19 protein-coding genes and 1 pseudogene are annotated in these 22,780 nt (G+C 58.2%); 15 read left to right on the top strand and 5 right to left on the bottom strand.

The annotated features are described in order from the left end of the window. Positions 1–49: 49 nt before the first annotated feature. Genes ACFFAR_RS03385 through ACFFAR_RS03360 form a run of 6 tightly spaced genes read left to right on the top strand, consistent with a single transcriptional unit; the run spans position 50 to position 6,149 of the window. Positions 50–661, top strand: a complete 612-nt coding sequence (locus ACFFAR_RS03385) for a TagK domain-containing protein (RefSeq protein WP_174362894.1) — start codon at positions 50–52, stop codon at positions 659–661. After that, on the top strand, positions 658–1,500 hold the full coding sequence (locus ACFFAR_RS03380; RefSeq protein WP_174362895.1) for a type VI secretion system accessory protein TagJ: 843 nt from the start codon (positions 658–660) through the stop codon (positions 1,498–1,500). The genes ACFFAR_RS03385 and ACFFAR_RS03380 overlap by 4 nt, the downstream gene beginning before the upstream one ends. Further along, positions 1,487–2,044: a type VI secretion system baseplate subunit TssE gene (tssE, locus tag ACFFAR_RS03375; RefSeq protein ID WP_174362896.1), complete on the top strand. Its 558-nt coding sequence runs from the start codon at positions 1,487–1,489 to the stop codon at positions 2,042–2,044. Before ACFFAR_RS03380 ends, tssE begins: the two co-directional genes overlap by 14 nt. A 57-nt stretch (positions 2,045–2,101) precedes the next feature. Next, positions 2,102–3,982 carry a type VI secretion system baseplate subunit TssF gene (tssF, locus tag ACFFAR_RS03370; RefSeq protein ID WP_174362897.1) on the top strand — a complete coding sequence of 627 codons (1,881 nt, stop codon included), beginning with the start codon at positions 2,102–2,104 and terminating at the stop codon, positions 3,980–3,982. After that, positions 3,979–5,025, top strand: a complete 1,047-nt coding sequence (gene tssG / locus ACFFAR_RS03365; RefSeq protein ID WP_375507516.1) for a type VI secretion system baseplate subunit TssG — start codon at positions 3,979–3,981, stop codon at positions 5,023–5,025. Before tssF ends, tssG begins: the two co-directional genes overlap by 4 nt. A gap of 14 nt (positions 5,026–5,039) precedes the next feature. Beyond that, complete coding sequence (locus tag ACFFAR_RS03360) at positions 5,040–6,149, top strand: type VI secretion system ImpA family N-terminal domain-containing protein (RefSeq protein WP_174362898.1); 1,110 nt, start codon at positions 5,040–5,042, stop codon at positions 6,147–6,149. 1,172 nt (positions 6,150–7,321) lie between these two features. Here ACFFAR_RS03360 and ACFFAR_RS03355 read toward each other — a convergent pair. Continuing rightward, positions 7,322–9,640, bottom strand: coding sequence for a M23 family metallopeptidase (locus tag ACFFAR_RS03355; RefSeq protein WP_174362899.1), 2,319 nt, complete (start codon positions 9,638–9,640; stop codon positions 7,322–7,324). Between the two features lie 667 nt (positions 9,641–10,307). On the opposite strand from ACFFAR_RS03355, the gene ACFFAR_RS03350 reads away from it, so the two are divergent. Next, complete coding sequence (locus ACFFAR_RS03350) at positions 10,308–10,658, top strand: DOPA 4,5-dioxygenase family protein (RefSeq protein WP_375507515.1); 351 nt, start codon at positions 10,308–10,310, stop codon at positions 10,656–10,658. Positions 10,659–10,662: 4 nt separating this feature from the next. Here the strand turns inward: ACFFAR_RS03350 and ACFFAR_RS03345 are convergent, their stop codons facing one another. Beyond that, positions 10,663–11,679 carry an AraC family transcriptional regulator gene (locus tag ACFFAR_RS03345; protein WP_375507514.1) on the bottom strand — a complete coding sequence of 339 codons (1,017 nt, stop codon included), beginning with the start codon at positions 11,677–11,679 and terminating at the stop codon, positions 10,663–10,665. Positions 11,680–11,755: 76 nt separating this feature from the next. On the opposite strand from ACFFAR_RS03345, the gene ACFFAR_RS03340 reads away from it, so the two are divergent. Then, the gene (locus ACFFAR_RS03340) at positions 11,756–13,141 is read left to right on the top strand and encodes an FAD-dependent oxidoreductase (protein ID WP_174363004.1); all 1,386 of its coding nucleotides are present in this window, start codon (positions 11,756–11,758) and stop codon (positions 13,139–13,141) included. Positions 13,142–13,145: 4 nt separating this feature from the next. Here the strand turns inward: ACFFAR_RS03340 and ACFFAR_RS03335 are convergent, their stop codons facing one another. Continuing rightward, the gene (locus ACFFAR_RS03335) at positions 13,146–14,165 is read right to left on the bottom strand and encodes a LacI family DNA-binding transcriptional regulator (protein ID WP_375507513.1); all 1,020 of its coding nucleotides are present in this window, start codon (positions 14,163–14,165) and stop codon (positions 13,146–13,148) included. 281 nt (positions 14,166–14,446) lie between these two features. Here ACFFAR_RS03335 and ACFFAR_RS03330 point away from each other — a divergent pair, with 281 nt between their 5' ends. The 6 genes from ACFFAR_RS03330 to ACFFAR_RS03305 all read left to right on the top strand — a co-directional run bounded on the left by ACFFAR_RS03330 (position 14,447) and on the right by ACFFAR_RS03305 (position 21,372). Then, positions 14,447–15,589 carry a sn-glycerol-3-phosphate ABC transporter ATP-binding protein UgpC gene (locus tag ACFFAR_RS03330; protein WP_174363006.1) on the top strand — a complete coding sequence of 381 codons (1,143 nt, stop codon included), beginning with the start codon at positions 14,447–14,449 and terminating at the stop codon, positions 15,587–15,589. A gap of 11 nt (positions 15,590–15,600) precedes the next feature. Continuing rightward, entirely contained in the window at positions 15,601–17,556 is a 1,956-nt protein-coding gene (locus ACFFAR_RS03325) for a beta-galactosidase (RefSeq protein WP_174363007.1), read from the top strand. A gap of 34 nt (positions 17,557–17,590) precedes the next feature. Beyond that, the gene (locus ACFFAR_RS03320; RefSeq protein ID WP_174363009.1) at positions 17,591–18,823 is read left to right on the top strand and encodes an extracellular solute-binding protein; all 1,233 of its coding nucleotides are present in this window, start codon (positions 17,591–17,593) and stop codon (positions 18,821–18,823) included. Between the two features lie 57 nt (positions 18,824–18,880). After that, positions 18,881–19,789 (top strand): carbohydrate ABC transporter permease, encoded by a 909-nt coding sequence (locus tag ACFFAR_RS03315; RefSeq protein ID WP_062001373.1) that lies wholly within the window; start codon positions 18,881–18,883, stop codon positions 19,787–19,789. A gap of 17 nt (positions 19,790–19,806) precedes the next feature. Beyond that, entirely contained in the window at positions 19,807–20,658 is an 852-nt protein-coding gene (locus ACFFAR_RS03310) for a carbohydrate ABC transporter permease (protein WP_062001374.1), read from the top strand. A gap of 195 nt (positions 20,659–20,853) precedes the next feature. Continuing rightward, the gene (locus ACFFAR_RS03305) at positions 20,854–21,372 is read left to right on the top strand and encodes a DUF6622 family protein (protein ID WP_086381578.1); all 519 of its coding nucleotides are present in this window, start codon (positions 20,854–20,856) and stop codon (positions 21,370–21,372) included. 22 nt (positions 21,373–21,394) lie between these two features. Here the strand turns inward: ACFFAR_RS03305 and ACFFAR_RS03300 are convergent, their stop codons facing one another. After that, on the bottom strand, positions 21,395–21,592 hold the full coding sequence (locus tag ACFFAR_RS03300; protein WP_062001376.1) for a hypothetical protein: 198 nt from the start codon (positions 21,590–21,592) through the stop codon (positions 21,395–21,397). 335 nt (positions 21,593–21,927) lie between these two features. Between ACFFAR_RS03300 and ACFFAR_RS03295 the strand changes: the two genes are divergently transcribed. Beyond that, entirely contained in the window at positions 21,928–22,209 is a 282-nt protein-coding gene (locus ACFFAR_RS03295) for a hypothetical protein (RefSeq protein WP_174364114.1), read from the top strand. Here ACFFAR_RS03295 and ACFFAR_RS03290 read toward each other — a convergent pair. Further along, positions 22,203–22,780, bottom strand: a pseudogene (locus tag ACFFAR_RS03290) (argininosuccinate lyase); the annotation flags it as partial. The gene ACFFAR_RS03295 and the pseudogene ACFFAR_RS03290 overlap by 7 nt on opposite strands.

Below are 22,780 nucleotides of genomic sequence, written 5' to 3'. Positions count from 1 at the left end.
TCCACTAAATCGAGACAAATAGAAAATGTTCAGGGTGGCAGAAAAAGCAATGGCAGACTGGCTTTCTCCGGAGAGAAAGAGGATTAATGAGATGTTGTCATCGACCAGTAAAACCGAACCCCGGATTCGGACCACGGTTCACCGCGATGACGCGACACTCATCAATGATTTCTCCGCATCCAATCCAAAGGTTGCGGAGAGTTCTCTTTTTGAGGTGATCGGCACAGTTGCATACAGCCATCAACGGCCGCGCGACGAAGCGATAGAGCCGGACCTGATGGGCTCACTGTACGAACAATATTGCCGCGCCCTTGACGACCCGTCTGCCTCGTTTTCAGGCAGCTGGAGCACTCCGGCAAGCGTTGAGCACGTTTCGTCGACCATGGATGCTCACGTGAATCAACACGGCGAAACTATCGAATCGGTGATATCCGGAGTTCGAGGCGTCGAGCACTTCTTTGGCAAACTTAATGCGGAAACTTCGCCGCCTGCCGTGATGCTGGAACCGCTGCCGGAAATCCTCCGCCTGTTTGCGGCACCCGAATTCAAGACTCGCTCAAGTCGTCTGCCCTCGGCGCTGGTGCGTCGCGAGCATCACGCGCCAGGCATCGATAGTCCGCTCTTCGCGCCGCGCCGCGCCCAATCGGAACCCGTCACATGAGCGTGTCAATGCCGTCCGAAAAAGCCTCGATCGAGGGCTTCACGCTTGCAGCGCGACTTGCCAACGCCGAAGCGAAGGTGCGGTCCGATCCCGCGCAATTTCCGTATCGCTGGGAGCTGTTTCAGTTGCTTTGCGTCCTCGGTCAGTGGGAGCGAGCGGTCCAGCAACTGCAAGTCTGCGCACGACAGCAACCGGAACAGCTCGCGACAGCCCACGCGTGTCGCGACCTCATTCGCGCTGAAAAAGCGCGCGCGAAGGTGTTTGCGGGAGAGGTCGCGCCTGGGTTTCTCATTGAGCCCCTGCCCTGGGTGCAGGGGCTGGTCGATGCGCTAAGCCTGAGCGCACGCGGCGACATCGATTCTGCAGATCGCGTGCGAGAAGCCGCGCTGGACGATGCCCAGAGCGTCGATGCGCGCTTCGAACAAATGCACGTCGAGTGGATCAGCGACAGCGATTCGCGCTTGGGTCCGGTTTGCGAAATTATCACCGCGAAGCACTATCGATGGTTGCCGCTTGCGGACATCGCCCGATGGCAACTAGAACGGCCCGCCACGATGCTGGAACTCGTGTGGGCGCCGTGCACACTCACTTTGCGGGACAACAGCAATGTGCGTGGCTTCCTGCCCGCGCGATACCCGGCATCGCCCGACGATGACGATGCGCTGCGCCTGGGCAAAAGCACGGCATGGCGCGAAGTCGGAACGACGGCCGTAATTGGCATGGGCCGTAAAACGTGGGCAACGAGCGCCGGCGACTTCAGCGTGTTTGAGTTGGCAGCGTGCGAGTTTGGAATCGGCTCGAACAATGAACCGTCGAAGGATACTCATGCGCTCGGGTAAGGATAGCGGCAACGCGCGCGGTGGTACAGCCGTTGGCGCGCCTCGCCGGGCAAATTACCATTTGCTGCCGACGCTCCTTGACCGGCTCAGGGACGACGCACCGCACAGGCAGACAGAAGCGTTTGACGAGTTCGCCGTCACACGCGCGCAAATGCGCGACATCCTGCAACGAGACCTCGCCTTCTTGCTCAACACAACGAGCATCGAGGATCAGATCGACCGGATTCGATACCCCGAAGCTGCGGCATCAACCGTCAATTTTGGCGTGCCGCCGCTCGCGGGTCAATATCTGGCGTCACGCAAATGGGCTGATCTGGAAACTGTCGTTCGACGCGCCATCTGCGATTTCGAGCCACGGTTGATGCCGGACACACTGGCCGTCGCGCCACTCGTCAAAGCGGGTGTTCAGGACAGCTACAACGTGCTGATGTTCGAGGTGAGCGGAATGATTCACATGGATCCGTATCCGCTGGAATTTCTCGTACAGAGCTCTATCGATCTCGAAACCAGCCGCATGAACATCGCTCCCGCGCGCGAAGCGTAATCGGGTGTCAAGCCCGCTCGCATAACCCGACAAACACACTAAAAACCAGACCTACGCATGGACCCGCGACTGCTCGAATATTACAATCAGGAATTGATCTACATGCGCGAAATGGCGGGTGAATTTGCGCAGTCGCACCCAAAAATCGCCCGACGCCTGGGCATGCAGGCGGGCGAAGTTGCAGACCCCTACGTCGAGCGGATCATCGAATCGTTTTGCTTCATGTCGGCGCGCATGCAGATCAAGCTCGATTCGGAATTCCCGCGTTTCACTGAGCGCTTGCTTGAGGTTGTTTACCCGAACTATGTTGCGCCGACGCCGTCCATGGCTGTTGCCCGGTTCTTTCCGAGCGGCAAGGAAGGCAATCTCGTGGAAGGTTTTCACGTAGCACGAGGCTCGGGGTTTACGGCCCGGGTGCCAAACGGTGAAAAGACCGCATGCCAGTTTCGAAGCGGCCAGGACGTGACCCTCTATCCGCTTGAAATTGTCGAGGCGCGACTAACGGGCATCCCGCCGGACATTCCATCGATTGACCGCTATGTACCCGCCGATACCCAGGTGCGCGGCGCTTTGCGCCTGCGTCTTCGAATGACGGGCGACGCCAAAATCGCCGATATCAAAGGTCTTGACCGGCTGCCGGTCTATCTCGCTGGCGACGAACAAGTGGCCTCGCATTTGTTTGAACTGCTGCACGCGTGCGCGATTGCTTCGCTCACCGGAAAACCGGGCGACCTTAACCGCGCCGCGCATGCAGTGACGTCTGATGCGGTTGTTCACGAGGGTCTTGGAACGGACCAGGGTCTGCTGCCGTTGACGTGGTCCAGTTTCCATGGGCACAACCTGCTGCACGAATACTTCGCATGCCCCAGCCGGTTTTACTTCTTTGCACTGACGGGACTGGAAACGGGCTTGCGTTGTATAGACGGCAAAGAAGCTGAGATCGTGATCCTGCTAAATAAAGCTCCTGAGGCGCTTGCCAGTCTGGTCGATGTGTCCCGGTTCGCGCTCTTCTGCACCCCCGTCATCAACCTCTTTTGCCAACGCACCGACCGCATTGAACTGTCGCTCGCCGACACTGAGCATCACCTGGTTCCGGATCGCCTGCATCCGCTCGACTATGAAGTGTTCGCCATCGAGAAGATGGGCGGTCAAGTGTCAACAACAGCGGAGCAACTTGAGTTCAAACCGCTTTATCAGACGCTCAACAATGACGAGGGTAATCACGGGCGCTACTTCTCTATCCGCCGCGAGCGCCGCCTTATGTCTGACTCCGCGCGGCGCTATGGCACGCGTACACCGTACATCGGCACCGAGGCTTTTGTCTCATTGGTCGATCAGAATGAAGCGCCTTATGACGATGCGATTCGTTATCTTTCGATCCATGCATGGCTCACAAACCGCGATCTCCCGAGTCTCGTACCGCGTAACGGCCTTAACGATCTGACCGTGTCGGCGTCAGCGCCTATCGATGGGATCGGGTTGATTCGAGCACCCAGCGCACCCAAGGCGCCGTACGCCGATCGCGACATGGCGTGGCGTCTGATTCGACAGCTGAATTTCAACTATTTACCGCTTGGCGATCTCGACCACCGGGCGGGAGGTCAAGGCCTACGCGACCTGTTGCGCATGTTTCTGACTAACGACGATGAATCGCAACAAAGACAAGTTCAGAGCCTGGTCGGCGTCAAGACGAAGCCCGTCACACGCCGGTTGCCCGGAGGGGGACCATTGGTGTTTGGACGCGGGATCGAGTGTTCGCTCACCATTGATGAAAGTGGATTTTCAGGTACGAGCCCATATCTGTTCGGGCTGATTCTTGAGCACTATCTCGCGCGGCACGTGTCGATCAATGTGTTCACCCAAACGGAAATGCATTCGATGCAACGCGGCCGCGTCGCGCGCTGGCCCGTGCGCATGGGTTCACGAGGCGCTGCGTGAAGAATCGGGTGTCGTTGAAGGCTGTCATTCGCGATTCCAATTTGTCGCCGGAGTTAATCGACAAGCTGCGTGCTGAGCCGTGGAAGTATGGCTTCCTTAGTCTGTTGCGCCGGCTGGGAGCTGATTCGCGCCTGCCTCCGATCGGACAGGCGCAACGCCCCCAGGCAGAACCGTTTCGCCTTGGGCAGCAACCGAGCCTGGCATTTGCTCCACGCGAAATCGCTGAGATTGACGAGATCGATGGGCGGCTGAAAGTGCGGCTGTTCGGCTTGGGAATGCTCGGTCCTAATGGACCGTTGCCCATTCACGTGACCGAGATCGCGCGGGACCGCAAAGAGAATCGCCGGGATGGCACGCTCGTCGATTTTCTGGACATTTTTCACCATCGATTTTTGACGCTGTTTTACCGTGCGTGGTCTTCCTCGCAAGCGGCGGCAGGTCTGGATCGACCCGATGCGGAACGGTTTTCGTTTTATGTCGCGAGCCTATTCGGACAGGACGTCGGCGAGATCAAGGAACGCACGCTTCCTGCACACGCACGCATCTCGGCGTCGGCGCATTTGGTGCGCGAGGCACGAAACCCCGATGGTTTGCGCGCCACACTGGCGCAATTTTTTGGCGTTCCAGTGGCTATCGAAGAACATATCTGGCACTGGATTGAGGTCGATCCCGCTGAGCACAGCCGGTTAGGCAAACCCGGTTCGCCTTCAGTGCTTTCGGTGGGCGCGATGCTCGGCGAACAAGTTCCCGACCAGCAGCATAAGTTTCGCATTGTCATGGGGCCGCTGGAGATCGAAGAATACTTACGCTTTACGCCGCAAGGAGCAGATCTTCCGTTGCTCGTGGAATGGGTGCGGGCGTTCGTCGGCTATGAATTTGTTTGGGAGCTTGAACTGCGTATCAAGTCGCAGAGCGCGACGCCGGCTACTATCGATGGCCCCGAACGGCTTGGCTGGTCGGGCTGGCTTGGGCGATCTCCAAGGGGCGAAGCAATTACCGGCATGCGCTTCGAACCCGAGCAGCACGCGGCGACGACACATTAGCAACTGGATCTGATATGAACGCGAAAAAACAAACAGCCGCCAAGGCGCGGCCGAACGATGTGGCGAGTCACGACTGGCTCGCGCCAATCTCGGCCAACGCCCCGTGTGGTCCGGACCTTGAGTACGATCCGGAGTACGTGGTTATGTCAGCGAAATCGACAGCTCAGCCCGACGCGCAGTACGGAAACTTCGTGGGCTCGGCTGAACCCGTCAACTGGGGCGATATCGACCGTGACTGCCGCAGATTGATGCTGCGCACGAAAGATATACGAATCGTCGTGCTGTTCACTCGATGTCGCACACGGCTGGCCGGTGCCATGGGCTTTAGCGAAGGCGTGGCTCTACTCGCGCGATTGCTTGAAGCTTATCCCGACACCGTTCATCCGCAACTGGCGGTCGACTCAGACCGCGAGGCTGCGTTGGAGATTCGCGCAAACGCGCTACAGGCGCTGACCGACGTCGACGGATTGTTGTCGGATTTTCGGGAGGTGACGTTTGGCAAGGCATCAATCGCACGTCTGCAGGTACGCGACGTTGAGCGCGCGTTTGCACGACCGCGTCCAGTCGATGCATTGTCTCAGGATTCGGTTACCCAGCAGCTTGATGCCTTGCGTGAGCGCGATCAGTCGAGCCTTGTGGGATTCGATACCGCACGCTCCAGCGTTGCTGCGATCACCGCTTGGTGTGAGAACAACCTGGGGTCGTTCTCGCCAGATTTATCCGCGTTGGACAAGTTGCTCGAATTCTTCGCAGGTCCTGCAGGCGATGAGATCGGCGAGAACGGCGTCGAAGCAGACGTCGCGGCCGAAGAAGTAGCCTCAGGCGAGCCAGCCGGGGCGATCGAAATCGCTCCGTTCAATGACGACGGTCCATCGCAAGAGGCAACCGTGAATGATGCTTCATTGAGTCATGCGACGCGCGCTTTGACGACGAACCGACAAACGGCACTGGATAACATTCGTCGGGCCAGAGCATGGTTCGAAATCAACGAGCCCAGTAGCCCGATTCCAATTTTGCTCAGGCGCGCGGAACAGTTCGTCGGCGCGCGGTATGCGCAGAGCGTCCGGGCGATTCCAACTGACCTGCTCGCGCAGTGGGACAGTGAAGCCGAGGCGCAACCGTAGAGAGACAAATCTTTAGACGGGATACGAAACTCGCCGGGTCGGCTCGGACGATGGCTTGGCAAAACCGAGCAGGTAAAAGAGAGACCTCTCCCGCTTAGTCAGAGGAACGATATTTTTGGGCAAACAGTATTCGGTATTTTCCAAAGTAATACCGCAAGAGATACGTGTGGTCGTTGCTAGCGCGATAGCAGCGCTCCCGGGACCTGGGGGCGCTTCTGCAGCGAACTACCGGTCGAAAGCACTCGCGGCGATCCAGGCAGTAGCTACTGCGTGGGGCGGACGATGCGCATCGCCCTCGTATGACGGGCATAAGGAGCCCCTTCACTTCAAGTGCGCGGCAGGTCACACGTTTCCGTTGCTGATATACATCTTGCGCCAGGGCGGCTGGTGCCCAGCGTGCGCATACGATCGCGTAGTTAAATACACCATCGAAGACATGCGATTTACCGCGGCGAAGAACGGCGGATTATGCCTGTCCGAAAAGTACGTGGCAGGGGATGTGCCTCTGCGATGGCGGTGCGCGAAAGGTCACGAATGGTCATCTAGACCCGACGGCGTCATGCGCGGGAACTGGTGTATGAAGTGTAACTATGTAGCCAGAAAACCGACCAAACAACAGATTGACGAATGCGCCGCAGCCTTCGGCGGTCAATGCTTATCCGTTGCGCCAGGTAGGATGGATTAGGTCACGTCCGCAAAAACGGGGGCGTTTCGCGCCTCTGGGAACTTGACCCAGACCCCTACCACTTACAACCTATTTCCACAGATGGAACAACATTTGGGTCGAGATTGAAATAGAGTTTTTTGTGCGTAGAATTATTTGTGTACGTCATAGAATACACAGTGGCTCCTTGACTCATGATTTCATATTGACCGGAAATTTTATTTCCCGAAACTTCGAGCCACTCGTCAGTTGATAGAACGGGCTGATCCTCGTTGCGCCCCTCCACTTTTGTGGATTGAAATATCAACGATAGAGGAACCTTTGATTTTTCGTATTTCACAAATGCGCCGGACCACTTCGAAGAGATATCGTGATATGTTCGCAATTCAAATCGTGTAGGAGCAGGTCCGCCTGAGCTAAAACAATAGTCCTCGGAAATTACCTCAGAGTACGCAGGTGATGCGGAAAATATTATTAAAAACAATAAAGCAGTTTTCATTATTTAGCATTAAGGTTGTTGACGCTCCATAACAATGTGGATTGTATGTTGCGTCCGGTAAAATTTTTTCTTTGGACGAGGAGGATGGCCAACCATGACGACGTGCCCATGCTCGTCGAGCACTGGCTCTTGCTGGCTATTTCTTCGCCAGTCGAAGGTGATGGATGTTGGCCCGCTCTCATTCGATTCATCCATAAAAATCGACTTTAGGTAGACAACTGCTTGAAGTCGAACGTCGAGGCCGTTGAGATTTTGAATTTCGACGTATCCATTTACGTCCTTGCTAACAACAATTGCATTCTCTTTACTACATCCGGCGTCCATGTGTTCAAGCATGTGAGTCCTATTTGAGACGTAAAAACATGCACTGTCAACACAATTGGAGGTGTTATGATTACCATCGTTATCTTTTGCAATTAGAACGTCAGGATCCCAACCTAATCCATTGAACTTAAGTGGGGAATTGCCGTCAGCAAATCCTCTAAATGAACCGTACGACTTGTAGTTAGCAAGGTGAGTAAGCTGTATCAAACCTCGACCATAATATGGTTGATATTCCCTAAGTTCGCCATTAATTTCCTTTACATAGTGCAGATTTCCAGTCTCGGGGATAACGTGAGAGAGCAGGTGGATTAATCGCAAGCGATTTGCAGATATGCCATATCGTCGCGTCCCGATATTGAATGCCGCCACCCATTTTTCTGAGCGAGCAGAAGCGGTGTCCCAGGAAGTCGTTGAGAGGACGAACTTGACGCCCTGCAGATGAAGCAACCGACGAGGGAAGCATTGCGCCATTTCCACGGTGCTGAGCCACCCGCATTTCCTAAAATGCGCAACAAACGCTTTCGGCGGAAAGTGCCAACAAGCATCAGCCTTCGGCAGCTCACCATCGTGAATATCTTCCCAGAACCCCAAAGCCTGGATATGCGCCTTGAGAAGGTCAAATTCATCGGCCGTAAGCGGCACCGGCAATGCTTCGCTGGCTTGGTTCACCCAGCCCCAACGTGCCTTGATCGTGCTTTCGTCCTTCGACCATTCGATCGGGAACTTGCAGATCGCCATGGACAGTCGTTTTGCTACCGCCTTTTCCTTCAGCGTTTCCTTGGCCTCGGCATGCGTTACATGGCCATTACCATCCAGGTCAAGCCAGCGTCGTATTGTCGGTGATGCACACAAGCTCGTTGCGCCCGCATCGTCGTTAATCAGACTCCACCCCGCCCATTGAGGAAAGTCCGCGTCGCTGTACACGCCAATCGTTGGCTGATTCAGATTGATCCAGCCGGTTGCCTCTGGAGTAGTCACCTTGCGCCAGTGACCAAACTTCACATCGGAAGGCATTGTCTCGCCCGCCGGACGGCCGAAACGCAGCATCTCGTAGATCAGGCTCGGCGACGGTGCTTTCGGCGAGGGATTGGCGGGTGCCGTACTGCCGTCGGAATACTTCTTGTTCAGCCGCGTGGCTTCGCTGTACATGTTGTATTCATAGTCGTGTACGGACGATGGATCACCCACCTGATTACAACTTCCGTCTTGTCTAAGAGCAAATGTCGTCAGTTCGCACTCGCCCTTTTCGAATTGCATGCGTATCACCATATCGGACGTGGTCACACCACTGGGTTGCTGCCGCTGCACCGATGGGTGAGGACCCAGAGGCGGCTCGCTATCATCACGGCGATATGGATGGGGCTCTTTGTCGAAGAGTTTTGCGCCCTTGGGTACCTTGAACCATACATCGCCGTAGATGGCGTCCTTACGCCCTTGCTGCGCGACCAGCGGCCCAGTCGCGCGTCCCACCAGTTTTTGCAGGTTTGTCTCGTCACAAACGATTTCGAAATGCATCTGCCCGGACTGACCGTAGATCTGCCCGGCCACGCCAAGCTTGTCTTTGCGATAAACCGGCTTGCCGAGTGCGAGCGCTCCCACCACGCTTTGCAGATGCATATAGATGGAGAAGAATGTTACTTTTGCGCCGTCTCCCTCGCCAATCTCGGTGGTGTGCTTGATCACGACGCAACCGTCATCGGTGCGCACGTTGCGGTATTTGAGCGCGACGATTCCTGCGGGCGAGTTCGGGCGTACAAACACCACCTTACCATCGGCAATGGCGCGCACCGTCTCTGGTTGAGCATTAGAAGCGGTGGGCGCGATAAGGTGCGGGCCGCCATGCCAACCCAGGTTGTAACTGACCGGATAAGCGCCATTGCCCGGCGCGCATTCTTGCATGCCAGCAGCGCATACATCATGATCGGGCACGAGCGTATCGCCGGCGTTCGCCGAGTCCATTTCATGTCCTGCCCGAGACAGCAAGAACGGCGGGCTGATGATCATCGATTACGTCCTTCTCTCATTGTAAAAATTGGAGCTGTGCAAGTCATCGTAGCTGCGGAAGCAACCGTACACAGTTAGTACTTCAAACGATCTCTTTAGACACGTCGACTCCTAAGAAAACCGTATGGCAGACCATAACCTTGTCCGCTTTCAACGTCCGCTAATGAAGACGTTCTATGCGGAACTTGCCGGGAGGTTAGTAGGCCGACAATCATCACTTTGAATAGCGTGATCGTGACGATCATTGACATTTCAGCCGAATGAAAACCGTCTCCTGATTATTTCGCCAAATATATCGGAACTGACTTTCAAATGTAAAGCGTGCTGAACGGTTGGTTAATTTATTTATTTAGAGATGCTTGTGTTATTGAGAAATGGGAATTTCCCTATTTATATTTTACTTGCCTCGTGCTGAAGGTGGGTTGAAAAGGGAATCAGCGATTCCCTTCAGATGTCGACCGCGACGGTGGCGTCACGCTAGGGGGCGAACGATGGAATGTTTCCGTGTCAACACACGGCATGCGCCCGCGATCGCGCAGTCGAACATGGTTTTATGGAGCAGTGGCCTTGAGGTTATGCATCACTGCAAGCACCCCTCATCCGTTTTGGCTAAACTCAAAAATCGCCGCACACGTGCGGCAGCCACTTCCCGAGTCCCACGCCATCCATGAACACGCCCACCGTTTCTCCCGTCGTATCGTGGCACGCCCACGTCTACTTCAACGCTTCGACCCGCGACGCCGCCTGGCAACTTCGCGAGGAAATCGCTAGCCGCTTGGGCGACACCCTCCAACTCGGACGCTTTCACGAGAAACCTGTCGGTCCACATCCGCAATGGTCGTATCAGCTCGCGTTCGAGCCCGGCCAGTTCGCCGTTATCGTGGAATGGCTCACGCTGAATCACGGTTCACTCGATGTCTTCATCCATCCCAACACCGGCAACGCACTTCGTGATCATCGAGATGCCGCCGTCTGGATCGGACACTCGCACGAACTGGTGCTCAGCAGCCTGATGTAATCGCCTAGCCACCCGCTCGCGCTTGCCGGTATGCGCCCGGGCCCACACCATACGTATCCTTGAATTTCTTGCTGAACGCCGATTCGGATTGATACCCCACGTCGTCGGCTATCTCCGCGATGCTCTTCGCCGTTCGCGTCAACAACATTCCCGCAAGCTGCATGCGGATGCGTGTGAGCAAGGTCATCGGCGAGTCTTCGGTCAACGCACCGAACGCTCGCGCGTAAGTTGCGCGTGACATCGCCGATTGCTGTGCCAGCATTTCGATCGTCCACTTCTCCGCAGGCCGCTCCAGCATCGCAATGACCGATGATCCAAGACGCGGATGCGCAAGCAACGCGAGGACGTCCGCTTTCGACGGCTGTTGCGCCAGATGCGCGCGCAGCAGCATCGTGAAGAGCGCGGTGGACAACGCCGATATGATCGAGTGCGCCCCCGGCCCCGCCTCGCTCGACTCGCGCCGCATCATGCCGACCATGCGCGTCAGGTCGGGAACGTCATCGCGCTCGAACGACATTTTCACGATGTCAGGCAGCACATCGATCAGCAACGCATTCGCCGCGTAGTTGAATTTCCCGCATAGCAGATCGAGACTCGCCGCATTCGGCCCGCAGTTCGTGCGCACGGTCACCGCGCCGTTGTAGTGACTCTCCATCTCGCGTGGCACGCTTTGATCCGACGATTCCTCGCCCTGCAGCACATGCGCATCGCCGCGCGGCAACATCACGATATCGCCGGTTTCCAGCCTTACATCCGCCTGTCCGCGAAACTTGAGCAGACAGCTTCCGGCAAGCACGACGTGATACACGGCCTCGCTCGGCGGCGCGGGCGGATGGTCGAGTGTCCACTCGCCGCTCAAGAGGCAGCGCAGATCGAGCGCGCCTTGCAGGCGGGATAACTGGATCAGCCGGTCGAGCGCTTCCATGTAATTACCAGGTAGAAAGGGATGGCCTAGCGATCTTACCAGCGCGTGTTTCGGCGCCATGAGACGCGCGAGCAGTGATTCGAGCCGACTCGACATGGGCTTTCCATGCCGCGGGGTCTACATTTCAGTCACAGCACGGGCGTGGCCCGCGACCAAATTCAAAGGAGCTGAAATGTCTACAGTCGAAAAGTTCGAATACGTATTCCTGGGCGGCGGAAAAGGCGGCAAGACGCTCGCCATGGAACTCGCCAAATCCGGCAAGCGCGTTGCCGTGGTGGAGGAAGGCATGATCGGCGGGTCGTGTATCAACATTGCGTGTATCCCGAGTAAAGCGCTGATTCAAAGCGCACGGATCATGCATGCCGTTCAATCTGCCGACATCCTGCAAGGCGGCGCGCATGACAACAAGGTCGATATGACGAAGGTGCATCGGTATGTGCGTGACGTTGTGGACGGCATGGTCGATATCAACGCGAAAGCGTTCGCTGCGTCAGGCTTCGATCTGATTCTCGGTACAGGACGTTTCGTGGCGCCCCGCCGCATTCAGGTCGCCATGAACGATGGTAACGAACGTGTGGTGGAAGGCGAACATGTGTTCATCAACACGGGTACGTATGCAGCGGTTCCCGATGTCCCCGGTCTGCGCGATGCCAATCCGATGACCCACGTGGAAGCGCTCGCGCTCGACGCCTTGCCGGAACATCTGATCGTGATCGGCGGCGGTTATATCGGGCTGGAAATGGCGCAGGCGTTTCGCCGGCTTGGCAGCAGGGTGACCGTCTTGCAAGAGGCGCCGCGCGTTGCAATGCGCGAGGATGCTGACGTAACCGATGCAATCGAATCCGCGTTCGCGAAAGAAGGAATCGATGTCCGCGTTTCCGTGAAGGCGCTGCGTGTAAGTGGTCGTTCGGGCGATTCGGTGACGGTGGATCTCAACGATGGTTCGAGCCTCCAAGGTTCGCATATCCTCGTAGCGACGGGACGTGTGCCGCGCACGGCGAACATCGGTCTGGAGGTTGCGGGCGTCGAACTCGATACACGCGGCTTCATCAAGGTCGACGAGCGCCTTGCGACCTCCGCGCCGAACACCTGGGCGATCGGCGAAGTGGCCGGCACGCCGATGTTCACGCACGCATCGTTCGATGACTACCGCGTACTGAAGTCACAACTTGCGGGCGGCACGCTGACCACGCGCGATCGCGAAATTCCGTACGCGTTGTTCATTGAACCGGAACTGGCGCGCGTGGGCTTGAATGAAAGCGATGCGCAACGCCAGGGGATCGCGGTGCGCGTCGCCAAATTGCCGATGGCCGGCATCCCGCGCGCCCGCACGACGGGCGACACGCAGGGCTTCATGAAAGCTGTCGTAGCGGCGGATTCGGACCGCATCCTGGGCTTCACAATGTTCGGTTCGAACGCAGGCGAAGTCGTGGCCGTGGTGCAAATGGCGATGCTCGGCAAGCTTCCGTACACCGCGTTGAGGGACGCGATCCTCGCGCATCCGACTATCGCAGAAGGGCTGAATCTGTTGTTCGCGAAGGTTCCGGAACGGGCGTAAAAAGCTACCTGCGTACGGGTCCCGTCGATGCGCGTTGCACCAGCACAGGTTGGGGCGCAACGCGCATCGGCGCGTCCTGGTCGCGGCCGCCGCTCTCTATCAGCGCTTCGAGCAATTCGACGGCCATTGCGGCGGCGGCATCGGTGGGAACGGCTATGGTCGACAAACCCGGCCGCGATTCCCGTGCAAGCTGAATATCGGTGATGCCGATCACCGACAGGTCTTCCGGAATCCGCATGCCGCGATCGGCGGCGGCGTGCATCGCACCGAGCGCGGGCAGGTCGTTGGTCGCGAAGAGGGCGGTGAGGTCCGGCTGTGCGCTCAGCAAATCGCAAGCGGCATCGTAGCCATGTTGCACTTCATCGCGCGTAAAACGCACGTCCTCCTCCAGGTGCGCAACGCCGGCCTCGTGCAACGTGTGGCAAAACCCTTCATAGCGCGCGGCCTGCACACCGTCACGCTGGCTTGCGACGATTGCGCCTATGCGTGTGTGCCCCAGGTCCAGCAAGTGTTGCGCGGCGAGCGTTCCCGCTGCAAAAAAATCGACAGCGACACAAGGCACTCCCGGCGATACATCCGGCCGTTCCCACATGCACAAGACAATCGGCGTGCCGCGCGCGAGGGTCTTCTCGAGGTCATCGAAGTCGAGTTTCGCGTTCATCACCAGCACGCCTTCCGACAACGTCCCCGCAATCTGATCGAGATACGCTCGCGCAATCACCGGATCTTCGTTGGTGTTGCACACAATCAGAAAGCGGCCGTTCTTGCGCGCCGCGCGTTCGGCGGCGAGCGCGAACTCCGGATAAAACGGATTCGCGATGCTCGACACCATCAGCGCGAGCGTCGGCGCGCTGCCTTCGGCAAGTGCGCGCGCGGTCAGATGCGGCCGATACCCCAATGCATCCACCGCCTCGAGCACACGTTGCCGCGTCGCCTCGCCGACCTTGCCGCGCTTGCGCAGTACGTTCGATACGGTAGCGGGCGTGACGCCTGCGCGCGCGGCAACTTCAGCCAAAGTGGTCATCGAATCTCTAGGGAAGGGTTAACGCGAGTCGGAACGTCGCCTAAGTTCCGCGAACGCACGGTTATGTGCAAGCATCGTCGCCGTGTCTCATATTTTGGGATGGCTTCCCGGCATTTGTATAATTCCTGGGAGACGGCTAGATTTGCGTCCAAGGCAGTTCAAAAACACAAAGACGGAGACAGCCAGACAAGGCGATCCTGTACAGGGATCGTTTTTTCACCGGCGGAAGGTTAAGCGCTTAACCTTTTTTTGTCTCCTCGGTAAAACACGGAGACGTCGGCATGGCGAGCATCTCTTTACGGTCAGTTCAGAAAGCGTACGGCGACCACGCGCCGGTGATCCGCGATGTGGATCTGGAAATCGGCGCGCATGAGTTCTGCGTGTTCCTGGGTCCATCGGGATGCGGGAAATCGACGCTGCTGCGCATGATCGCCGGTCTCGAGGACATTACGGACGGCGATCTTTATATCGATGGAAAACTCGTCAACGAGGTGCCTGCCGCGCAACGCGGCGTAGCGATGGTGTTCCAGAGCTACGCGCTCTTTCCGCACATGACGGTCTACCAGAACATGGCGTTCGGTTTGACGCTCGCGAAGACGCCGAAAGACGTCATCGACAAGAAGGTGAGGGAAGCTGCTCGCGTACTGCAACTCGACGCCTTGCTCGAAAGACGGCCCAAAGAGTTATCGGGCGGACAACGTCAGCGCGTGGCGATCGGCCGCGCGATCGTGCGCAGCCCGAGCGTGTTTCTCTTCGACGAACCCCTTTCCAATCTCGACGCCACGCTGCGCGGACAAACGCGCGTGGAGATCGCGCGGCTGCACAAGCAGTTCGATAAAGCCAGCGTCGTCTACGTGACGCACGATCAGATCGAAGCCATGACGCTGGCCGACAAGATCGTGTTGCTGCACGCCGGCGCCGATACCGCGAAGTACGGCAGCATCGCGCAAGTGGGGGCGCCGCTCGAGTTGTATCACCGGCCGAAGAGCCGTTTCGTGGCTGGGTTTATCGGCTCACCGCGGATGAATTTCCTGCCCGCACGCGTGGTCTCGGGCAATGCGGAAAGCGTGTTGATCGCGCTCGACGGCACCAGTGAACAACTCGAAGTCCAGGCAAACGGCGATGCGTTGACGCCGGGCCAGACCATCACGCTCGGCATTCGTCCGGAGCATCTTGAACCGATCGCAAGCACCGCGTCAAAACAGCAGATCACGCGCACGGTGTCGCTCGTCGAACAGCTTGGCGAGCACAGCTATCTGCATCTGGAGCAAGCCGGCGGCGCGGTTCTGATTGCCAAGGCGCCAGGCGACAGGACGCCGAAACAAGGCGAGAACGTCGCGTTCAATGTGCCGGCCGCCTCCTGTCATCTTTTCACCGAGGACGGCTTCGCCGTCACGTCGGCCGTCATTCCCCACTTTGCGTAGGAGCGCTTCGCATGCGTCTTGGAGTCTGTTATTACCCGGAACACTGGTCCGCATCGATGTGGAAAGACGATGCGGCGCGCATGAAGGCGCTGGGCATCGACCGTGTCCGGATCGCCGAATTCGCGTGGAGCCGGATCGAACCGTCGCCGGGTGAATATCAATGGGACTGGCTTGATCAGGCGATCGATACGCTCGCCGATGCAGACCTGAAAGTCGTCATGTGCACGCCGACCGCAACGCCGCCGAAGTGGCTGATCGACCGTCATCCGGACATCTTGCCCATAGGCGCCGATGGCCGCCCGCGTGCATTCGGCTCGCGCCGTCATTACGATTTTTCGTCGCCTTCGTACCTCGAGGCATCGCAGAAAATCTGCACGGCGGTTGCCGAGCGATACGGCAAGCATCCAGCCGTCGCCTTCTGGCAAACGGACAACGAGTACGGCTGCCACAACACGGTGGTCAGTTATTCGCCGGCTGCACTGCAGCGCTTCCGGGCGTGGCTCAAGCAACGCTACGCAACCATCGACGCGCTCAACACCGCGTGGGGCACGGTCTTCTGGAGCATGGAATACCGCAACTTCGACGAGATCGATCTGCCGGTCGCGACCGTGACGGAAGCGCATCCGTCGCACCGGCTGGATTTCCGCCGCTTCTCCTCCGATGCAGTCGTGCGCTTTAACCGCATGCAAACCGACATCATTCGTGCGCATTCGCCGGAGCGTCCGGTCGCGCACAATTTCATGCAGCTCTTCACGGAATTCGATCACTACAAGGTGGCCGCGGACCTGGACATCGCGACGTGGGACAGCTATCCGCTGGGTGCGCTCGAAGAGCAGTGGTTCGACCCGTCGATCAAGGCAAAGTGGCTGCGTACCGGGCATCCGGATTTCGCATCGTTTAATCACGATGTGTATCGCGGGATGTCGAAGCTGCCGTTCTGGGTGATGGAGCAACAGCCCGGACCGGTGAACTGGGCGCACTGGAATCCGGCGCCGCTGCCGGGCATGGTGAAGCTGTGGAGCTGGGAAGCGTTCGCGCATGGCGCGGGATGCGTTTCGTATTTCCGCTGGCGTCAGGCGCCGTTCGCACAGGAACAAATGCATGCGGGTTTGAATACGCCCGATAACCAGCTGGATCTGGGTGGCGAGGAAGCGTCGCTGGTCGCGAAGGAAATAGATCGTGTCGTGACAGAAGGCGGCGAGCTGCCCGTCGCTGCGAAAGTTGCACTGGTCTGGGACTATGAAGCGAAGTGGCTGTTCGAGATTCATCCGCAAGGCGTCGATTTCCACTATCCGCGATTCGCGTTCGAGTACTACAGCGCGTTGCGAAGCCTGGGACTGGACGTCGATATCGTGCCGGCCGACGCGCCCCTGGACAAGTACAAGCTGATCGTGGTGCCGCCGCTGCCGGTCGTGCCGGACGACTTTGCCGCAAGGCTCGCCGCAAGCGGTGCGCAAGTCGTGCTGGGACCACGCACGGGATCGAAGACGCAGAATCTCACCATTCCCGATGCGTTGCCGCCCGGCGCGGAACTCGCCCGGTTGATTCCAATGCGCGTCTGGCGCGTTGAATCGATGCGTCCCAACGTGACCGAGAAGGTCGGGCAACGCGGCGAAAGCCGTCACTGGCGTGACCTGATTGAAGCGGGCGAAGGCGTGCAGATCGAGAGCAACTTCGCCGATGGTCATCCCGCGATCCTGCGTCATGGATCGATCCGTTACCTTGCGAGTCTCTTCGACGACGCCCTGACGCAATCGATCTTCCAGGATGCGGCGAAAGCAGCGGGACTCGATGCAGAACCGCTGCCCGAAGGCATTCGCATTAGCCGGCGCGGGCCGCTTACGTATCTCTTCAATTACAACTCAACGGCTCACAGAATCACTGATGCAGCCAGCTTCATAGTCGGGCAGGAGGAAGTAGAACCGCAAGGCGTCGCGATTTACGAAGCAAACAACACTCATCAATGAGGAGACACGCATGAAAATTTTCACCGGTAATGGAATGCGCAACGGATTGACCGGCGTCGCTCTGGCCGTTGCCCTGGCGACAGCGAGCATTGCGCAAGCCGGCACGCTCACCGTGAACATCGCGTTCAAGGGGGCAAGCCAGCGCACGGTCTGGCAACAGACCTTCGATGCCTTCAAGAAGGCGCATCCGGATATCGACGTGAAGGTGTCCTTCGTCGATGAAGAAGCGTACAAGGTCCAGCTTCCCGGCTGGCTCTCGACTGTCGCGCCGGATATCGTGAACTGGCACAACGGCGAACGCATGGCGTATTACGCGAAGCGCGGGCTGTTTGAAGACCTGACGCCCGACTGGAAGAAGAACAACTGGGACGCCATGTATGCGTCGACGAAAGAATCGTCCACGTATAACGGCAAGCAGTACTCTGCGCCGACCGTGTACTACTCGTGGGGCATGTTCTACAGAAAGGACTTGTTCCAGAAGGCCGGGATCGCAGCCGAGCCGAAAACCTGGCCTGAATTCCTCGACGCCTGCAAGAAACTCCAGGCCGCGGGCATTGCGCCGGTCGCGGTCGCCGGCCGCGATGCATGGACGCTTGCGGGCTGGTTCGATTACCTCGACTTGCGCATCAACGGCAACGCGTTCCATCAGAAGCTGATGGCAGGCGACGTGCCTTATACCGACCCGCGCGTGAAGAAGGTCTACACCGCATGGAAGGAGCTGATCGACAACAAGGTCTTTATCGACAACTCGCTCTCTTACGATCTTGACGCCGTGCAGCCGTTCCTGTTCCAGGGCAAGGCCGCGATGATGCTGATGGGCACGTTCATCACCGCCGGCTTCCCGCAGAACATCAAGCCGCAGATGGGCTACTTCCAGTTCCCGATCATCGACAGCAATGTGCCGACCGCCGAAGATGGTCCGGTGGAGTCGCTGCACATTCCGTCGAAGGCGAAGAACAAGGCGGACGCCCATACGTTCCTGGCTTTCGTGGAGACACCCGAGATCAGCGCGCAGCTCGCGAAGGGTCTTGGCTCCCTGCCGGCGAACAGCAAGGCACCGGAACCGGACGATCCCATTTCGAAGATCGGCTTCCAGATCTTGTCGCAGACGAAGGGCGGCATCGCGCAATTCTATGACCGCGACATGACCAAGGAAATGGCCGATGAAGGCATGAAGGGCATGCAGCAGTTCGTCTCCGATCCGACGAAACTCGATGCAATCCTGGCGCAGCTCGAAGCCACGCGTAAGCGCATTTACAAGAAGTAATGCGGGACGGCGGCCCGCGTGCGATGGGCCGCCTTTTTGAAGGACAGGGAGCACTGTATGTCTGAAACCCTCAGCGTTGCGGCGGCCAAACCGAAGCGTCGCAAGCGGATGTCGGCAACTGCGCGGCAGCAGCGGCTGGCCGCGTTCCTGTTCCTGGCGCCGGCGTGCATCATGGTCGCGATCTACGTGATCTGGCCGATCATTTCCAGTGTCACACTCAGTTTCTACAACTGGGACGGGATGACGGAGAAGACCTTCGCGGGCTTCGATAACTACATCGAATTGTTCCATGCTCCGACGTTCTATACGGCGCTCAAGAACAATGTGCTGTGGCTGATCCTGTTCCTGCTCGCGCCGCCGATGGGTCTTGCCGTCGCGTTGTATCTGAATCAGGCGGTGCGCGGCATTCGCGTGGTGAAGTCGCTGTTTTTCGCGCCGTTCGTGTTGTCGGGCGTTGTGGTCGGCCTGATGTTCAGCTGGTTCTACGACCCGACATTCGGCTTGCTGAAAGTCATTCTGGGGCACGGTGTGCCCGTACTCGGCGACGCACGATACGTCACCTTCGGCATCATCTTCGCGGCGCTCTGGCCGCAGACCGCGTATTGCATGATCCTGTACCTGACCGGCCTCACATCGCTCAACTCCGAGCAGATCGAGGCGGCGCGCATGGAAGGCGCGAAGGGCTGGACCATGTTGTGGCACGTGATCCTGCCGCAACTCCGGCCGACCACGTTCATGGCGATCGTGGTAACGATCATCGGCGCGTTGCGCAGTTTCGATCTGATCTCCGTCATGAGCGGCGGTGGTCCGTACGAGAGCTCGACCGTGCTCGCCTATTACATGTACGACCAGGCGATCAAGTATTACCGCATTGGTTATTCGGCCGCGATTGCCGTCGTGCTGTTCGCCATCATGATGGTGTACATCGTTTATCACTTGCGCAGAATGCTGCGGACCGAACGTTAAGAAGTCAGGAGCGCACTATGTTTCCAATGCCCGTCGCCAAATGGAAGCCCGTCAACCGGGCGCTTTACAAGCTGTCGTTGCCGGTTGCGCTCGTGATCTGGCTGTTGCCGCTGATCGCGGTGATGGTCACCTCCATTCGTTCCTCCGATGAACTCGTCGAAGGCAACTACTGGGGCTGGCCACGGCACTTTTCCCTGATAGCCAATTACAGCGATGCACTGACGACATCGCCCATGCTCCACTACTTGTGGAACAGCGTGCTGATCACGGTGCCGTCGGTGATCGGGTCGATCGTACTTGCATCGATGGCCGGCTTTGCGCTGGCCATCTACAACTTTCGCGGCAACACGGCGTTGTTTGCGACCTTCGTCGCGGGCAACTTCGTGCCTATCCAGATCCTGATGATTCCCGTGCGCGATTTGTCGTTGCAGCTTGGCATCTTCAACACGGTCGGCGCGCTGATCCTCTTTCATATCTCGTTCCAGACCGGATTTTGCGCGCTGTTCCTGCGCAACTTCATCAAGCAATTGCCGTTCGAACTGGTCGAGGCGGCGCGCATTGAAGGCGCGAACGAGTGGACGGTTTTCTTTCGAATCGTGCTGCCGTTAATCCGACCGGCTTTGGCGGCGCTCGCCATTCTTGTCTTCACGTTCGTCTGGAACGATTACTTCTGGGCGTTGTGTCTCACGCAGGGCGACGAGGCTGCGCCAATCACGGTCGGCGTGGCCGCGCTCAAGGGGCAATGGGTGACGGCGTGGAACCTGGTGTCGGCGGGGTCGATCCTGGCCGCGTTGCCGTCGGTCATCATGTTCTTCGCGATGCAACGGCATTTCGTGGCCGGACTGACATTCGGTGCGACCAAGGGCTAAGAAGACTTGTCTCGACGCCGGCGGGTCCGCCGGCGGTTCTGCATACGAATCGATCTATCCGTCTCCATAAATTTTTACAATGGAAAGATGCATTGACGATCGTTTTGAATCGCGTCAGAATATTTCCACTGTAAAGATTAAGCGGTTTCATTTCGGATTTCACGCGGCCGACGGCCTGCGATCAAGGAGAGGCTCATGTCTATCGAAGCGATTTTGCACGGCACACCGGTTTGGGTCTGGATTCTATTGGCCTATCTGCTTTCACGCGGTTTCAAGGCGATGAAAGGCGGCACCGCGCCGCTCACTAAACTGGCGATCGTGCCCGTCATTTTCACCGGCTGGGGTTTGCTGAACCTGTTCAAGGAACCGGCTGCAGGATGGAACACCGGGCTCGCCTGGGTTCTCGGCGCGGTGTTCGGAATCGGGATTGGCGTCGTGCTGGCTCGCCGCTCCGGAATGACGGTGGATCGTGCGCTGAAGACGGTCACGCTGCCGGGGTCGGTGGTACCGCTCGTGCTGATGCTGCTGACGTTCGTATCGAAGTTCTGGCTGGGTGTCGAGTTGGCGGTCATGCACGCCGGGCCGGATTCGATGTACGTGGTGCTCGGGGGCCTGGTGTCCGGGCTGGTCGCCGGGATCTTTGCGGGGCGTTTCCTGATGTATTGCCTCGCGTTCCGGCCGGTATCGGCAGCGACGATGGGAGAGCGCGCTTGAGCTTAAGCCAAGGCGCCTGTTTTCAATCGGCTTTGCGCCGCACCGGATTGGGAAGCCCAAGCTTTGATGGCACGCTCGCGCCTGTGCCAGTGAATATCGCCTGGGCCGCGGATGCGCGGTTCAGTTCATCCGATGCCGAATTCGGCAACGCAATCGTGATGAAAAAGACAGCCAGCATGGCAATGAGTATGGATGCCAGCCATGTGGTGACGTGAATCATGGAGTTTCTCCAGGGTCAGGTTCGAGCGCTCGGGAAGACAAGAGCAATGAGCGCGCCACGAACGGTCATCTTCAGAATAGATGAGCGCGGCGCTTGGCGCAGCCCTACTTACGCAGGGTGCCGCGAAGCGGAGTCCTGACTCGGCAAATGCGCAAATCCCTGTGAAATCGACCATGCGCGGCCTATAACTCAAGATGCAGGGCGCACCGACCGCTTCACTTGACTCCACTTCACGCCTGTCTGCCCTGCGACAATTTGGCGAAGCACATACAGAAAAGTGGCGAGCTGCTCTGGAAAGCTCCCGGGTGACGCGCCTGGTTTCGAGGAGCATCGAAATGAAAACCCGTTTGTTTTTTCTAAGCAGCGCGCTGCTGATTGCAATGTCGGGAAGTGCTGTCGCACAGGACAGTCAGCAGGACATCCAGCAATATTCCCAGCCCCAGGCTCGCCCGAGCGGCCAGGCTGGCGTGCTGCACGACGCGAACACCTCGGCGCAGGCCACGTCCGACACATCGTATGGCGGCATGCCCGATACACGCAGCGCCACGAGCAGCATGTCACGCCCGCGCCAATGCGTGGGCGGTTCAGTGCAATGCGATGTTTTCTTTGGTCACTGACCGGATACCTTGCTGAAGTCGGTGTCGAGCCGGGCAAGCGAACTTGAAATATGCGCGCGGTTATCCTTGATCCACGTGTCCTGATAGGCCACGCGCGCATTCGCTTCTTTTAGCATCCGCGCCATTTCGACGGGCTGCGGCCCGCCCGTGGTCGCGCGGTTGTTCACGATCGCCACCGGGTTGAGCGTCGAGCGGAACTCCGCTTCGCTCATTGGCAGATCGCCGGCATAGGGTGTGCCCGCGACCGTCTGCGTGTAGATGCGCTGTGCATCGGCGTAAGGGAAGTCGAGCGGCTTGATGTCCTTTTGCCGCGCATATTCCACGACGTTCGACGCGAAATGATGGCCCACGCGGAACGGCAATTTGTACTTGCGCATGAGTACATCGGCAACTTCCTGCGATGCGGTCCAGTCGCTGTTGAGTTCTTCGAGCGCGCGCTCCGGGTTGATCACGAGCGAATTCATCACTTCGTTCCAGCCCTTGAGCGCGTCGATACCGCTTTCGATCATCTCCGTATTCGCCTTCACGTCCTTCGGATCGCTCATGCCGGGCGGCAGGTTATGCGCCTGCA

The sequence above is a fragment of the uncultured Caballeronia sp. genome (genome assembly GCF_964243625.1).
Taxonomy (GTDB): Bacteria; Pseudomonadota; Gammaproteobacteria; order Burkholderiales; family Burkholderiaceae; genus Caballeronia.
This window is presented reverse-complemented; position numbering and strand designations above follow the sequence as displayed.

What these genes read in the sequence shown, in the direction of transcription:
- tssE (WP_174362896.1), top strand. Translation starts at nt 1,487, where the DNA reads ATGCGCTCGGGTAAGGATAGCGGCAACGCGCGCGGTGGTACAGCCGTT.
- ACFFAR_RS03345 (WP_375507514.1), bottom strand. Translation starts at nt 11,679, where the DNA reads ATGTCGAGTCGGCTCGAATCACTGCTCGCGCGTCTCATGGCGCCGAAA.
- ACFFAR_RS03315 (WP_062001373.1), top strand. Translation starts at nt 18,881, where the DNA reads ATGTCTGAAACCCTCAGCGTTGCGGCGGCCAAACCGAAGCGTCGCAAG.
- ACFFAR_RS03380 (WP_174362895.1), top strand. Translation starts at nt 658, where the DNA reads ATGAGCGTGTCAATGCCGTCCGAAAAAGCCTCGATCGAGGGCTTCACG.
- ACFFAR_RS03295 (WP_174364114.1), top strand. Translation starts at nt 21,928, where the DNA reads ATGAAAACCCGTTTGTTTTTTCTAAGCAGCGCGCTGCTGATTGCAATG.
- ACFFAR_RS03350 (WP_375507515.1), top strand. Translation starts at nt 10,308, where the DNA reads ATGAACACGCCCACCGTTTCTCCCGTCGTATCGTGGCACGCCCACGTC.
- ACFFAR_RS03325 (WP_174363007.1), top strand. Translation starts at nt 15,601, where the DNA reads ATGCGTCTTGGAGTCTGTTATTACCCGGAACACTGGTCCGCATCGATG.
- ACFFAR_RS03355 (WP_174362899.1), bottom strand. Translation starts at nt 9,640, where the DNA reads ATGATCATCAGCCCGCCGTTCTTGCTGTCTCGGGCAGGACATGAAATG.
- ACFFAR_RS03385 (WP_174362894.1), top strand. Translation starts at nt 50, where the DNA reads ATGGCAGACTGGCTTTCTCCGGAGAGAAAGAGGATTAATGAGATGTTG.
- ACFFAR_RS03320 (WP_174363009.1), top strand. Translation starts at nt 17,591, where the DNA reads ATGCGCAACGGATTGACCGGCGTCGCTCTGGCCGTTGCCCTGGCGACA.
- tssF (WP_174362897.1), top strand. Translation starts at nt 2,102, where the DNA reads ATGGACCCGCGACTGCTCGAATATTACAATCAGGAATTGATCTACATG.
- ACFFAR_RS03335 (WP_375507513.1), bottom strand. Translation starts at nt 14,165, where the DNA reads ATGACCACTTTGGCTGAAGTTGCCGCGCGCGCAGGCGTCACGCCCGCT.
- ACFFAR_RS03330 (WP_174363006.1), top strand. Translation starts at nt 14,447, where the DNA reads ATGGCGAGCATCTCTTTACGGTCAGTTCAGAAAGCGTACGGCGACCAC.
- ACFFAR_RS03340 (WP_174363004.1), top strand. Translation starts at nt 11,756, where the DNA reads ATGTCTACAGTCGAAAAGTTCGAATACGTATTCCTGGGCGGCGGAAAA.
- ACFFAR_RS03360 (WP_174362898.1), top strand. Translation starts at nt 5,040, where the DNA reads ATGAACGCGAAAAAACAAACAGCCGCCAAGGCGCGGCCGAACGATGTG.
- ACFFAR_RS03310 (WP_062001374.1), top strand. Translation starts at nt 19,807, where the DNA reads ATGTTTCCAATGCCCGTCGCCAAATGGAAGCCCGTCAACCGGGCGCTT.
- ACFFAR_RS03305 (WP_086381578.1), top strand. Translation starts at nt 20,854, where the DNA reads ATGTCTATCGAAGCGATTTTGCACGGCACACCGGTTTGGGTCTGGATT.
- ACFFAR_RS03300 (WP_062001376.1), bottom strand. Translation starts at nt 21,592, where the DNA reads ATGATTCACGTCACCACATGGCTGGCATCCATACTCATTGCCATGCTG.